This is a genomic window from Actinomadura logoneensis (assembly GCF_003428695.1).
Taxonomy (GTDB): Bacteria; Actinomycetota; Actinomycetes; order Streptosporangiales; family Streptosporangiaceae; genus Spirillospora; species Spirillospora logoneensis.
This window is the reverse complement of the sequence record NZ_QURH01000129.1, coordinates 1-13,583: the sequence shown is the minus strand read 5'-3', so window position 1 is coordinate 13,583 and position 13,583 is coordinate 1. Positions and strand designations below refer to the sequence as shown.

10 protein-coding genes are annotated in these 13,583 nt (G+C 73.5%); 2 read left to right on the top strand and 8 right to left on the bottom strand.

The features are described from left to right. The 3 genes from DZF91_RS06975 to DZF91_RS06965 all read right to left on the bottom strand — a co-directional run. On the bottom strand, nt 1–2,164 hold a 2,164-nt coding region (locus DZF91_RS06975), incomplete at its 3' end, for a putative bifunctional diguanylate cyclase/phosphodiesterase (protein WP_147341031.1). A gap of 241 nt (nt 2,165–2,405) precedes the next feature. Beyond that, nucleotides 2,406–4,595 (bottom strand): NAD-dependent DNA ligase LigA, encoded by a 2,190-nt coding sequence (gene ligA, locus DZF91_RS06970; protein ID WP_117356663.1) that lies wholly within the window; start codon nt 4,593–4,595, stop codon nt 2,406–2,408. Nucleotides 4,596–4,703: 108 nt separating this feature from the next. Further along, nucleotides 4,704–5,705, bottom strand: coding sequence for a methionine synthase (locus tag DZF91_RS06965; protein WP_199486459.1), 1,002 nt, complete (start codon nt 5,703–5,705; stop codon nt 4,704–4,706). Nucleotides 5,706–5,836: 131 nt separating this feature from the next. Between DZF91_RS06965 and DZF91_RS06960 the strand changes: the two genes are divergently transcribed. Continuing rightward, on the top strand, nt 5,837–7,924 hold the full coding sequence (locus DZF91_RS06960; RefSeq protein ID WP_117356661.1) for a right-handed parallel beta-helix repeat-containing protein: 2,088 nt from the start codon (nt 5,837–5,839) through the stop codon (nt 7,922–7,924). A 74-nt stretch (nt 7,925–7,998) separates the two neighbouring features. On the opposite strand, the gene DZF91_RS06955 is transcribed toward DZF91_RS06960, so the two are convergent. The 5 genes from DZF91_RS06955 to DZF91_RS06935 all read right to left on the bottom strand — a co-directional run bounded on the left by DZF91_RS06955 (nt 7,999) and on the right by DZF91_RS06935 (nt 13,009). Further along, nucleotides 7,999–8,817, bottom strand: coding sequence for an LLM class F420-dependent oxidoreductase (locus tag DZF91_RS06955; protein WP_117356660.1), 819 nt, complete (start codon nt 8,815–8,817; stop codon nt 7,999–8,001). Nucleotides 8,818–8,967: 150 nt separating this feature from the next. Further along, complete coding sequence (gene mnmA / locus DZF91_RS06950; protein ID WP_117356659.1) at nt 8,968–10,044, bottom strand: tRNA 2-thiouridine(34) synthase MnmA; 1,077 nt, start codon at nt 10,042–10,044, stop codon at nt 8,968–8,970. Nucleotides 10,045–10,129: 85 nt separating this feature from the next. Next, nucleotides 10,130–10,927, bottom strand: coding sequence for a DUF3152 domain-containing protein (locus DZF91_RS06945; RefSeq protein WP_235834134.1), 798 nt, complete (start codon nt 10,925–10,927; stop codon nt 10,130–10,132). Between the two features lie 91 nt (nt 10,928–11,018). Continuing rightward, nucleotides 11,019–12,587: a multicopper oxidase family protein gene (locus DZF91_RS06940; RefSeq protein WP_117356658.1), complete on the bottom strand. Its 1,569-nt coding sequence runs from the start codon at nt 12,585–12,587 to the stop codon at nt 11,019–11,021. Further along, nucleotides 12,587–13,009: a hypothetical protein gene (locus DZF91_RS06935; protein WP_147341030.1), complete on the bottom strand. Its 423-nt coding sequence runs from the start codon at nt 13,007–13,009 to the stop codon at nt 12,587–12,589. The genes DZF91_RS06940 and DZF91_RS06935 overlap by 1 nt, the downstream gene beginning before the upstream one ends. An 85-nt stretch (nt 13,010–13,094) precedes the next feature. Here DZF91_RS06935 and DZF91_RS06930 point away from each other — a divergent pair, with 85 nt between their 5' ends. Beyond that, a complete protein-coding gene (locus tag DZF91_RS06930; RefSeq protein WP_147341029.1) occupies nt 13,095–13,526 on the top strand; it encodes a MarR family winged helix-turn-helix transcriptional regulator in 432 nt (143 codons plus the stop codon). Nucleotides 13,527–13,583 lie beyond the last annotated feature (57 nt).

Sequence of the window (13,583 nt, the reverse complement as noted above, 5' to 3'; positions counted from 1 at the left end):
CCACCGGCGCGGGGCGGCCGTCGAGCGGCGCGTCGCCCTCGTCCGGCGCCCCCGCGGCGTGCGCGCCCCGGCGCAGGTAGGCGGTCGCGCGGACGGCGTCCATCGGACGGGCGAAGTGCCACCCCTGCGCGGCGTCGCAGCCCATCTCGCGCAGCAGCGCCGCGGTCTGGGCGTCCTCGACGCCCTCGGCGACCGAGCGCAGGCCGAGCGTCCCGACCAGCTCCACCACCGAGCGGACGATCACCGCGTCGTCCGGGGAGCCGGTGAGCCGGCGCACGAACGACGAGTCGATCTTGACCTCCTCGATCGGCAGCCGCTTCAGCCGGACCAGCGACGAGTACCCGGTGCCGAAGTCGTCCAGGCTGAGCGCGACGCCGAGGTCGGTGAGCGCGGCGACCGTGGTGGAGCCGGCCGCGGGCTCGCCGGTGAGCACCCGCTCGGTGATCTCCAGCTGGAGCGCGGCGGCGGGCAGGTCGCGCGCGACCAGGCCCTCCGCGATGGTCTCGGCGAGGTCGGCGTCCAGCAGGTCGCGACCGGAGACGTTCACCGCGATCTGGACGGTCAGCCCCTCCCACCACCACGCCTCGGCCTGGGCCAGCGCCATGTCGACGACCTCGTGCGTGATCGCGCGCATGAGGTAGGTCTGCGCCGCGACCGGCAGGAACTCCTCGGGGGTGAGGACGCCGCGCTCGGGGTGCCGCCAGCGCAGCAGCGCCTCCATGCCGACCAGCCGGCCGTCCCGCAGCGCGATCTTGGGCTGGTAGCGCAGCTCCAGCTCGCCGCGGTCCAGCGCGCGGCGCAGGTCGCCGAGCAGGCCGAGCCGGGCGGGCGAGTTGCGGTCGCGGTCGGGCGAGTAGACCTCGACGCCGGTGCGGCTGCCCTTGGCGTGGTACATGGCGACGTCGGCGCGCTGGAGCAGCAGCTCGAAGTCGGGCGCGTGGTCGGGGTACAGCGCGATGCCGACGCTGCCCTCCAGGTCGAACGACACCCCGTCCAGGCGGACCGGCTCGCTGAGCGCGGCGCGCAGCCGGGCGGCGACCTCGCGCGCGGCGGCCTCGTCCCGGACGGTCGGCAGCAGCACCGCGAACTCGTCGCCGCCGAGCCGCGCGACCAGGTCGCCGGGGCGGACGCTGTGCGTCAGCCGGTGCGCGACCAGCTGCAGCAACCGGTCGCCGGTCGGGTGCCCGAGGGTGTCGTTGACCTCCTTGAACCGGCGGTCGAGGTCGAGCAGGAACAGCCCGACGCGTCCGGCCGTGTCGTCGCCGCCGCGGCGCAGCAGCGCGCCGCCGGCCGGTCCGCGGGCGGCGCGGGTCGGCGCGTCCGTCCGGCCGGGCTGCCGCCCCAGCTGGGCGATCGCCGTCTCGGTGCGGGTGATGAGCAGCTTGCGGTTGGGCAGGCCGGTGAGGCCGTCGTGCAGCGCCTGGTGCTCGCGCCGCACCGAGACCGAGGCGTTCAGGTAGACGGCGATGAACGGCAGCACGATCAGCGGGACGAACGCCGCCGACCGGTCCATGGCGATGACCATCAGCGGCGCGAGGCCGAGCAGCGCCAGGTGGACGAGGACCTGGTACGGCAGGTCCCAGCGCAGCGCCCGGACGAGGGTGATCCGCTCGTGCAGCGCGATGGCCGACCCGACGAGGGTGAGGTTGGCGACGAAGTAGGCGACCCCGACGAGCGCGATGGCGGGGAGGTCGCGTCCGCCCGGCACCCACGGGTCGGTGGGCGAGGGGTGGATGCCGAAGGCGTGCAGCACCAGCGCGGACGCGCCGAGGCTGAGGATGTACTGCGCGGCGTTGAACGCGATGCGGTGCGGGCTCCGGCCGCGGAAGATGCCGCAGGTGACCGCGGCGGTGGCCTGGAGCACGGCGGCGACCGGCAGGCCCGCGTACAGCAGGGCCGCGATGGAGAACGTGGTCGAGGTGGTCGCGCCGCTGGTCTCGGTGAGGCCGGGCGCGATGATCGGGCGCATCTCGCCCACCACGATGAAGGCGCCGAGGATCCAGAAGACCGGGTTGCCGAACAGGGCGTCCAGGTCGGCGCGGGCGAGCCCGGCGAGCGCCGCCGCGCCCGCGGCGGCGCCCAGTCCGATGCTGACGGCGAAGAAGATCCACAGCGGGGAGCCCCGGCGCGGCGAGGTGTTCCGCGTGCTGTTCGGGTCCTTCATCACTTCCTCGGGGGTCCGGGAGGTCATCCCCTGGCGGTGCGGCGGCGAGGGGTCCGGGAGCCGGAGGACCGGCCCGGGAGTCCGCCGTGATAGGTGGGAGGGTACGGCTTGCGGTCAACTTCGCGGAACCGGATGGGTACGTACCGTTATGCCCTTCCCGCCGGGCCATGCTACCAGTAGGTAGTCGAAAAGTACCCTTTAGTAACTACCCGCTGGTCACCAGCGGCGATGTCACCACAGGTCAGTCCTCCGTGCGCACGGTTACGGCCGTGGCCGCATCCGGCCCGTCGGCGAGCAGGACGCCGAAACCGTCCTCTTCCAGCACCGGAACACCGAGTTTGACGGCTTTGTCGTACTTCGACCCGGGGCTGTCGCCCACGACGACGAAGTCGGTCTTCTTCGACACCGAGCCGGAGACCTTGCCGCCGAGCCGTTCGACCGCCTCCTTCGCCGAGTCGCGGCTGTACCCCTCCAGCGACCCGGTGATCACGACGGTCACGCCGTCCAACGGGCGCGGGCCCTCGTCGGCGCCCTCGTCGGCCATCCGGACGCCGGCCGCGCGCCACTTCTCGACGATCTCGCGGTGCCAGTCGACGGCGAACCAGTCCTTGATGGACGCGGCGATCGTCGGGCCGATGCCGTCCACCTCGGCGAGCTGCTCCTCGGTGGCGTCCGCGATCGCGTCCATCGAGCGCAGGGCGCGGGCGAGGTCCTGCGCGGCGCGGGGGCCGACGTGCCGGATCGACAGCGCGACCAGCACCCGCCACAGCGGCTGCCGCTTGGCCTTCTCCAGCGACTCGAAGAGCAGCTCGACGGTCTTCTTCGGCTCGCCCTCCTGGTTGGCGAAGAACGTGACGACCTTGGCCTCGCCGGTCCTGGGGTCGACCTTCGGCGTGCCGGTGTCGGAGTCGAGCACCATGCTGCGGATCGGCAGCAGCTGCTCGACGGTCAGGTGGAACAGGTCGCCCTCGTTCTGGACCGGCGCCTCCTTCGGCTCCAGGGGCTGGGTGAGCGCGGTCGCCGCGACGTAGCCGAGGGCGTCGATGTCGAGCGCCTTGCGGCTGGCCAGGTAGTACACGCGCTCGCGGAGCTGCGCCGGGCAGTACCGGGCGTTCGGGCAGCGGATGTCGGCGTCGCCCTCCTTCTCGTACGCCAGCTCGGTGCCGCAGTCGGGGCAGTACGTCGGCATCTCGAACTCGCGCTCCGAGCCGTCCCGCAGGCCGAGGACGGGCGCCACGATCTCGGGGATCACGTCGCCCGCCTTGCGCAGCACCACGGTGTCGCCGATCAGCACGCCCTTGCGCCTGACCTCGCCCGCGTTGTGCAGCGTGGCGCGCTCGACCGTGGACCCCGCGACCTTCACCGGCTCCATCACGCCGTAGGGCGTGACGCGCCCGGTGCGGCCGACGCCGACCTTGATGTCGAGGAGCTTGGTGTTGACCTCCTGCGGCGGGTACTTCCAGGCGATCGCCCAGCGCGGCGCGCGCGAGGTCGAGCCGAGCCGGCGCTGCAGGGCGAACTGGTCGACCTTGACGACCACGCCGTCGATCTCGTAGGCGGGTTCGTGCCGGTGCTCGCCGTAGTGCGCGATGTACGCGCGGACCTCGTCGAGCGTGTCGAACACCTCGAACCGGTCGCTGGTGGGCAGCCCCCAGGACCTCATCATCGCGTACGTCCCGGCCTGCGAGGTCGGCCGCTCGGCGCCCTCCCACGCGCCGAACCCGTGCACGAGCATGCTCAGCGGCCGGGACGCGGTGACCCGCGGGTCCTTCTGGCGGAGCGAGCCGGCGGCGGCGTTGCGCGGGTTGGCGAACGGCTCCTTGCCCTGCTCGACCTGGACCTCGTTGACCTTCTCGAAGCCCTCCACGGGCAGGAAGACCTCGCCGCGGACCTCCAGCAGCTCGGGCCAGCCGTCGCCGGCGAGCCGGTCCGGGACGGCGTCGATCGTGCGGACGTTGAGCGTGATGTCCTCACCGGTGCGGCCGTCGCCGCGGGTGGCGGCGCGCTCCAGCACGCCGTTCCGGTAGGTCAGCGCGACCGCCAGGCCGTCGATCTTGAGCTCGCACAGGTAGGACGCCCGGCCCTCGCCGACCTCCTTGACGACCCGGTCGTTCCACTCGAGCAGCTCGTCCGCGTTCATCGCGTTGTCGAGGCTCTGCATGGGCTCCAGGTGCGCCACCGTCGCGAAGTCGGTGACGAACGGGCTGCCGACCCGCTGGGTGGGCGAGTCGGGCGTGACCAGCTCGGGGTGCTCCGCCTCGAGGGCCTGGAGCTCGCGCATCCTCGCGTCGTACTGCGCGTCGGTCAGCGTCGGCTGGTCGAGCACGTAGTACCGGTAGTTGGCGTCGTCGATCTCCTGGCTCAGCCGCGCGTGCGCGTGCCGCGCCTCCGCCGGAACCCCGCCTTCCGAAACACCGTCGCTCAAGGTCATGCCCCTATTCTTGCGCGCCCCACCGACATTTCCGGGGCGGGGGCGGGGTGACGCGCCGGGCCCGGGACGAGGGCGTCGTGCCAGGCCCGCGCGGCGGCGCCCGGCCGCCTACCCGTCAGCCTCGTGGAGCATACGCGCCGTCTCCCGGCAGCGCTTCAGCGCCGCGCGCGCGTACCGCGGGGACGCCCCGGCCAGGCCGCAGGCGGGCGTCGCGACCACCTGGTCGCCGAGCGTCGCGGCCGGGAAGCCGAGCCTGCGCCACAGCTCCCGGACGGGCTCGGCGGTCGCGGCGAGGGGCGGCAGCGGCGCGTCCGTGCCGGGGACGACGCCGAGGAAGAGCGCCACGCCCGCGTCGATCGCCTCCCCCACGGCGTCGTCGTCGCGTCCGGGGACGCGCCGCAGGTCGACCGAGATCCCCTTGGCCCCGGCGCCGCGCAGCAGGCCGAACGGGACGTCCGGCGCGCAGCAGTGGACGAGGGGGAAGACGTCGCCGGCCGCCTCGATGATCTCGCGCAGGCCCTGCTCGGCCAGCGGGGCCTCGACCGGGCGCAGCCGGGAGAGGCCGCTCGCGGTCGGGACGCGGCCGGCGAGCACCGCCGGGAGGCTCGGCTCGTCCAGCTGGAGCAGGATCCCGGCGCCCGGGACGGCGCGCCGGACGTCCGCGACGTGCCGCGCGACGCCCTCGGCCAGCGAGGACGTCAGGTCGCGGACGGCGCCGGGGTCGCGCAGCGTGCGCTGGCCGTTCGGGAGCTCGATCGCGGCGGCCAGCGTCCACGGCCCGCAGACCTGGATCTTCAGCGGGCCCTCGTAGCCCTGGGCCACCTCCTCCAGGACGTCCAGGTCGTGCCGGAGGTGGTCGGCGGCGCGGCGGTTGTCGCGGCCGGGCCGGTCGCCGAACCGCCAGCCGGACGGCTCGACCCGCACGGGCAGCTCGACGAGCATCCCGGCGGTGCGGCCGATCATGTCGGCGCCCGGGCCGCGGGCGGGCAGTTCGGGCAGGTGCGGCAGCCCGGCCACCTCGCCGAACACGGTCCGCAGGGCCTCGGACGGGTCGCCGCCCGGGTAGGAGCCGACGCCGGTCGCACTGCCGGACATCCATGGAAACGCCATGTCACGGCAGCTTAACGGGCTTACCGGGCGCTTGACCGGCCCCCACCGGCGTGAAACCGTCTCACCGATTTCGCACACCCCTTTTGTCGCACTCGGAGCCCCCCCGCCGCAGGACGAAGGGAAACGCCCCGGTGAGCAGATCCGCCCCCCGCCGTCCGCTGACGGCCGCACTGATCGCCTGCCTGGTCCTCGTGGGGCTCGCCGCCCCGGCCCGGGCCCACATCGAACGGCCCTCCTACTGGCCGGACCCCGCGCCGGACTGCTCGGTCAGCCCGTGCGCGGGCGGGAAGGTCCCGACCGCGAAGACCCTGGCGTCGGCCCTGCAACCGGGCGCCCGGACGCACGTGGTGTGCCAGGCGGACTCGCTGGAGCGGCTGCGCGCCTCCATCGACAAGGCCCTGCGCGTGGGCTACTACATCCGCCCGCACGACCACAGGAGGTTCGGCAGGACGGAGGCGGACACCCTGTGGAAGACCAACAAGGCGCTGTTCGCCCGCTGCTCGTTCCGGGAGATCCAGCCCGCGGTCACGGCGTCCGGCAACAACGACCGCGTGGTCGTCCTGCCGGGGGTCTACACCGAGCCGACGGCCCGGAGGGCGCTCTCCCACGACCCGGCCTGCCGGCAGTACGAACTGCTGTCCGGGGCGTACTCCTACCTGGGCGAGTACAAGTGCCAGAACGACGCCAACCTCATCGCCGTCATGGGCCGCACGCCAGGTTCCGCCAAGGACCCCGACCCGCCGCTCGTGGACAGGCACGGCATCCCCAACCTCGGCTCGTGCGTGCGGTGCAACCTGCAGCTCGAAGGCTCCGGCGTCAGCGCGGACGACGTCGTCATCGACGCCGGACGCGTCGCCTCCGGGAACGGCGGGCCGCGCGGCTCCGCCAAGGACGTCGGGCTCCGCGTGGACCGCGCGGACGGGTTCGTCCTGCGGAACGTGAACGTCCGCCATGCGAACGAGCACGGCATCTACGTCCTGGAGACCGACGGCTACCTGCTCGACCGCTTCAAGGCCTTCTACTCGGGCGAGTACGGCGTCCTGACCTTCGTCGAGGACCACGGCCTCGTCCAGAACTGCGAGGCCGCCGGAAGCGGCGACTCCGGCCTCTACCCGGGCGCGGGGGCCAAGACCGCCGCCGGACGCGACACCAAGTGGTACCCGGCGTTCCGCTACAGCCAGGAGATCCGCTACTGCGACTCCCACCACAACACCAGCGGCTACTCGGGGACGAACGGCTCGGCCACCCACGTCGACCACAACAACTTCTACGGCAACGCGCTCGGCTTCACCACGGACGTGTTCACGGCCGCCGGACACCCCGGTTTCCCGCAGCAGGGCGACCTCGTCGAGGCCAACAACTTCTCCTCCAACAACTTCAACCCGTACCTGCCGGGCTCGGACGTCTCCCCGTCCGTCCCGGTGCCCGTGGGCACGGGCCTGTGGATCGCGGGCGGCAACGACAACGTCGTCCGTAAGAACCACTTCTATGACAACTGGCGTCGCGGGCCGATGCTGTTCTCGTCCCCGGACGCGGCCGTCTGCGGCGACCGTAGCGACATCACCGGCTGCAACCCGCTGACGGTCTCCACGTCCTACCGCAACAAGTTGTACGGCAACGTCATGGGCGTCTCCCCCACCAAGGCGGTCGCCCCCAACGGCGTTGACTTCTGGTGGGACGCGTTCCCCGGCAACACCCAGAACTGCTGGTGGGGCAACACCGCCGCGCCCGGCAAGAAGGTCACCTCGTCCCCGGCGAACCTCCCCGACTGCCTCGGCGGACGCGCGCCCTGGCTCAGCGTCGGGTTCGGCAACGTGGGCAACGAGGCCGAACTGCTCACCTGCATCACCCAGAAGACGCGCGCGCCCGGCGGCCCGTGCCCCTGGTACACCACGCCGTCCAGGCCGGGCGGCGGGAAGGCCGCCGCGCCCGGGACGACCGCCGCGGCCAACGAGAACCACCAGGACGGCAGCCTCTCGCACGTGGACTGCCTGTGGTGGCGGACGGCCTCACCCGCCCGGCGCCGGCACATGCTGGACGTCATGCGCCAGGTGTTCGGCGCGCGCATCGGCTCCAGCGACCACGCCGCCGCCGGGGCCACGCTGACCGACCAGCAGGCCACGACCGTGTTCGGCAACGCGTGCACACCCGCGTACGCGACGGCGTTCAAGCTGTACAAGCTCTACAACCACGCCGCCGCCTTCATGGCCAAGCGCTAGCCTGACGCCGGGGGGCCTCGTTCCTGACGCGGCTCCCCGGCTCCTGGCTCGCGGCTCCCGGCTCGCGGCCCGGCTCAGAAGAGCTTGGTGAGCTCGTCCAGGGTGCGCAGCGTCTCGTCCTCGGGCGCGGTCGGCAGGTCGAACAGGATCTCGTCCGCGCCGGCCGCCTCCAGCTCGGCGATGACCTCGGCCTTCGGCGGGACGGCGAACAGGGTCACCGGCAAGCGGCGGCCCGCGCGCTCCCGCAGCTCCGCGATCTGGTTCGGCAGGTCCTCGGTGCCCCGGCCGTAGATCGGCATCCAGCCGTCGCCGAACTCCACCACCCGGTCGAACGTCGTCGGTCCGGAACCGCCCAGCAGCACCGGCGGGTGCGGGTCCTGCACCGGCTTGGGGTAGGAGTACACCGGGTCGAAGTCGACGAACTCGCCGTGGAACTCGGCCTCGTCCTTCGTCCACAGCTCCTTCACCGCGAGGACGCGCTCGCGCAGCAGCCGCATGCGGGTGCGCGGGTCGGTGCCGTGGTTGCGCATCTCCTCGCGGTTCCAGCCCGCGCCCACGCCCAGGACGGCCCGTCCGCCGGACACGCGGTCCAGCGACGCGACCTCCTTGGCCAGGACGATCGGGTCGCGCTGGACGATGAGGGCGATCCCGGTCGCGACGGTCAGCCGCTCGGTGACGGCCGCGGCGGCGCTCAGCGCCACGAAGGGGTCGTACGTCCGGTAGTAGTGGCGCGGCAGCTCGGCACCGCCCGGCCACGGCGTCTCACGCGCGACCGGGATGTGCGTGTGCTCGGCCAGGAACAGCGAGCCGAACCCGCGCTCCTCCAGGGCCCTGCCGAGCGGGGCGGGGCCGATGCCGTCGTCGGTGACGAACGTCGATACGCCGAACTTCACAGGCGAGTCCTCTCACGTGGGGCGGTGCCCACGGGAGCTTACGGAACCCGGCCGTCCGCCGACCAGAGGCGAGACGTCCGCAGCCCGGAGGCCGAGACGTCCGCCGTCCAGGGGCCGAGACGTCCGCCGCCCGGAGCCGGAGGCCGGCGGTCAGGCGGGGACGCGGCTCGTCTCGGCGATCGTCGCCGAGCCCAGCACCCGGTCGCCCACGTACAGGACCGCCGCCTGGCCCGCCGCGACACCGCGCGCCGGACGGTCGAGGCGGATGCGCACCCCGTCGCCGGACGGCTCGGCGGTGCAGTCGTGCACCTCGCCGTGCGCGCGCAGCTGCACCTGGCAGCCGACCGGGCCGGCGGGCGCCTGGCCCAGCCACACCGGGCGCTCGGCGGTGATCTCGTGGACGTCCAGCGCCTCGCGCGGCCCGACCGTCACGGTGTTGGTCACCGGCGAGATGTCCAGGACGTAGCGGGGCCTGCCGTCCGGGGCGGGACGCCCCAGCCGCAGCCCCTTGCGCTGCCCGATCGTGTACGCGTACGCGCCCTCGTGCTCGCCCAGCTCCGCGCCGTCCACGTCCACGATCGGGCCGGGCGCGGCGCCGAGCCGCTCGGCGAGGAACCCCTTGGTGTCGCCGTCGGCGATGAAGCAGATGTCGTGGCTGTCGGGCTTCCTGGCGATCTGGATGCCGCGCCGCGCGGCCTCCTCGCGGATGTCGGCCTTGGTCGTGTCGCCCAGCGGGAAGATCGCGCGGGACAGCTGCTCGGGGGTGCAGACGGCCAGGACGTAGGACTGGTCCTTGCCGGTGTCCACGGCGCGGCGCAGGGTCGCGCCGTCCCAGCGGGCGTAGTGGCCGGTGCAGACCGCGTCGAAGCCGAGCGCGACGGCCCGGTCCAGCAGCGCCTGGAACTTGATCTTCTCGTTGCAGCGCAGGCACGGGTTGGGCGTGCGGCCCGCCGCGTACTCGCTGACGAAGTCCTCGATGACGTCGTTGCGGAAGCGCTCGGCCAGGTCCCAGACGTAGAACGGGATGCCGATCGCGTCGGCGGCGCGGCGCGCGTCCCGGGAGTCCTCCAGGGTGCAGCAGCCGCGCGCGCCCGTCCGGTAGGACTGGGGGTCGCTGGACAGGGCCATGTGGACGCCGGTGACGTCGTGCCCCATCTCGGCGGCACGGGCGGCGGCCACGGCGGAGTCGACGCCGCCGGACATGGCGGCCAGTACGCGCAGAGTCATAACCCCTCCAGCGTAAGGGCCGTCCGCCACTCCTTTTCCAGCCGCCCGGCCGCCCCGGCGGGCCGGGGCGGGCCGGGGCGCCCCACTAGTGGGCCGGGCCGACCTGGGGGAAGGGCCAGGGGTTGGGGCGGCAGCCGTACAGCGACTTGGTCTGCTGCACCATCACGGGGGCGCGGCGTCCGGGGCCGGGGCAGCGCTCGTGGCCGTGGCCGAGCGCGTGCCCGACCTCGTGGTTGACCACGTACTCCCGGTAGGCGGCCAGGTCGCCCCGGTACCAGGGGACGCCGGTCCCCCAGCGGCGCGCGTTGATCACCGAGCGGACGCCCTGCCGGCAGGACAGCTCGCCGCCGGTGACCAGCGGCGCGCACAGCCGGTCGGTGAGGGCGGGGCTGGACAGCGCGACCCGGAACGCGACCGGGCCGCCGTCCACCCGGACGAACCGCATCCGGCCGCCGTGCCCCCAGCTCCGGGGGTCGTTCAGCACCCGGTGGACGGTCGCGGCGAACTCGGTGACGTCGAACGGCAGGCCGCGCTCCATCTCCACGGCGTACCGGACGGTCGTCCCGCGAGCGCCGGACGGTGGCCGGGCCGTCCCCCGGGCGACGACGTACCGTCCGCTCGCGGACTCGGGCGAGCGGACGGTCGGCGGCTGCGTCCGGCCGTTCACCACGCGGCCCCGGGCGGACCCGGGCGTTCCGCCGGGGGCCGGGCTCTTCCCCGGAGCCGCCGACCGCGACGGTCCCGAGTCCCCGGACGGCCCGGACGGGCTCGCCGCGTGGGACGGCCCGTCGCCCTTCCGGTGCGACTCCACGGCCCATCCCGCCGCCAGGACGGCTCCCAGCGCCGCCACGACGCCCGTCGCCAGCAGTCCGCTTCTCCGCACACGCCCCCCGACCATGATCTTCGTGATCAACGGGACGTTTCTCCCGTGATCGACGGACCAGGGTAGCGCCGGGAGGATCTTGGCCGGACACTTACTCCGTCGTGAAGTCGGCCATCATCGCCATGTCCTCGTGCTCCAGGTTGTGGCAGTGGAACACGAACGAGCCCGGATAGTCGGTGAAGCGCACCGCGACCTCGGCGGCCTCGGCGGGACGCAGGTCCATCGTGTCCTTCCAGCCGTGGTCGGACGGGCCGAGGCCGCGCGTGCCGCGCCCGACGACCTGGAAGTGGTCCAGGTGCAGGTGGATCGGGTGGTGCAGGTCGGTGACGAACCGCCACAGCTCCAACTGCCCGAGCTTCGGGCGCGCCAGCGGCCTGCCGGGCTCGTAGTCGCGCCCGTTGATCTGCCAGCTGCTGCCCCGCTTCTGCAGCAGGAACGTCCTGGTCACCGCGGCCTTCGCCGGGTCCAGCCGGGGGATCCTGGAGAGCCGGGCCGGAACGGTCGCGTCCTCGCGCGGCGCTTTGGCCGAGGACGACACGTCGAACGCCATGACCTCGCGCGTCCGGCCGCTGCCCAGCAGGTTCACCAGCCGGACCCGCGTGCCGGGGCGGTACCGGGCGAAGTCCACGACGACGTCGAAGCGCTCGGCCGGGGCCGCGTCGATGCCTTCGTGCGCGATCGGGCGCTCGAGCAGCCCGCCGTCCGAGCCGATCTGCACCATGCCCTGGCCGCCGGGCGGCGGCGGGTCGAGCGCGAGCCGGTAGTTGCGCGCGTTCGACGCGTTCAGCAGCCGCAGCCGGTAGCGCAGCCGCTGCACCGGGTGCACCGGCCACGGGACGCCGTTGACGAGGATCACGTCCCCGAGGACGCCGTTCATGTGCGCCGCGTGGACGCCGGGCACGGTCGCCAGCGTCCGGTCGATGGACGGGTAGCGGAACGCCCCGTCCGCCTCGAACGACCGGTCCGCGATCATCAGCGGGATGTCCCGGTCGCCGCGCGGCAGCGGCAGCCGCTCCTCCTCGTCGTCGTGGACGAGATGGAACCCGGCCAGCCCGCGCCACACGCTCGCGCCGGTGAAGCCCATGCGGTGGTCGTGGTACCAGAGCGTCGCGGCCCGCTGGTCCATGGGGAACGTGTAGTCGCGGTGGCCCATGACGGGGTTGCCGGGCATCGCGTGGCCGCCCATCGCCATGGTCGGCCTCCCGCCCGGAGGCAGGATCTCGTCGCCGGGGTAGCCGTCGCTGTCGTGCGGGGTGTGGCCGCCGTGCAGGTGGACGACCACGGGCCGGGGCAGCTCGTTCCGGTGCCGGACGACCGTCCGGCGGCCCGACCGGGACGTGATCGTCGGGCCCGGGAACGTTCCGCCGTAGGTCCAGGCCGTCGTCCTGGCGCCGGGCAGGATCTCCAGGTCTGCGGCCCGCTGGACGATCTCGTAGTAGTCGGTCGTCGCGTCCGTCCGGGTGGGCTTGAGGACGGGCGGCAGCCGCAGCGGCTGCTCGAACGCCCTCGGCAGCGGGCGCCGGCTCGCCAGCAGGCGGCCGGGCGGCACGGTGCCGAGGTACTTCGCGCCGCCGAGGGCGACCGCGCCCGCGCCGACGCCGAGGGCCACGCCCGCGCCGATGAAGCCGCGCCGGGACAGGCCGCCTCGCTCGCGCGCCATCACACGGCCTCCGGGACGCGCTCGTCGCGGGCGTCGGCGGGGTCCTTCGCCGCTCCGGCCTGGAAGGCCAGGCGGACCAGGGTGACCGCGCCGACCAGCAGCGCCGTCCCCAGCGGCACGTGCACCGCCAGCATGCGGCCGAACCCGAGGACCATCTGGACGATCTCCAGGACGACCATCACGGCCGCCGGGCCGACCTGGCGCGCCGGACCGCCTCCGGGCCGCCACACCAGCAGCGCCGCGACGACCGTCACCATCCCGACGAGGATGGTGAACATGGCGTTGGCGCTGTGCGCGCTCAGCGCCCCGTAGCCGCCGGACAGGAAGCGTCCCGCCAGGATCGCCTGGAGGAGGACCAGCAGGGCCTGCAGCACGGCCGCCACCCGGAAGAGCAGCACCGTCCAGCGTTGGGGTCGTCGCATAGGGGGTCACCGGATTTCAGTTGAGAAGGTCTCATATGAATCTATCTCACCTGAAACTATCTCAGTAGGTCTACGATGGGAAGTTGTGACCAACAGTTCGGACGGCCCACCGGTGGGCATGCTGCTGCGGCTGGCCCACCTGCGCGCCCGGGAGATCTTCGCCGAGGCGCTCCGGCCGCTCGACCTGCGCACCTACCACTACGGGGCGCTGCTCGTCCTCGCCCGCAAGGGACCCTGCACCCAGCGCGAGTTGGCCGCCGCGCTGGCCACCGACAAGTCGACGATGGTCCGCATGATCGACGACCTGGAGGACCGCGGCCTCATCACCCGCGCCCGCATGCCCAGCGACCGCCGCGCCCACGCGATCACCCTCACCGACCGGGGCCGTGAGGTCACCGCCCGGGCCGACGCGATCGCCGAGACGATGCACGACGTGCTGCTGGCGGGCTTCACCGACGACGAACGCCGTACCCTGCGCGACCTGCTCGTCCGGCTGACGCGCTACGACGCGTTCTGACCCCCGGCTCGCGGGCCGGCCGGCCCGCACACGCCCGGCCCGGGCACGCCGGGCCCG

Coding starts and splice junctions, on each gene's coding strand:
- ligA (WP_117356663.1), bottom strand. CDS start 4,595: ATGACCTTGAGCGACGGTGTTTCGGAAGGCGGGGTTCCGGCGGAGGCG.
- DZF91_RS06965 (WP_199486459.1), bottom strand. CDS start 5,705: ATGGCGTTTCCATGGATGTCCGGCAGTGCGACCGGCGTCGGCTCCTAC.
- mnmA (WP_117356659.1), bottom strand. CDS start 10,044: ATGACTCTGCGCGTACTGGCCGCCATGTCCGGCGGCGTCGACTCCGCC.
- DZF91_RS06940 (WP_117356658.1), bottom strand. CDS start 12,587: ATGGCGCGCGAGCGAGGCGGCCTGTCCCGGCGCGGCTTCATCGGCGCG.
- DZF91_RS06935 (WP_147341030.1), bottom strand. CDS start 13,009: ATGCGACGACCCCAACGCTGGACGGTGCTGCTCTTCCGGGTGGCGGCC.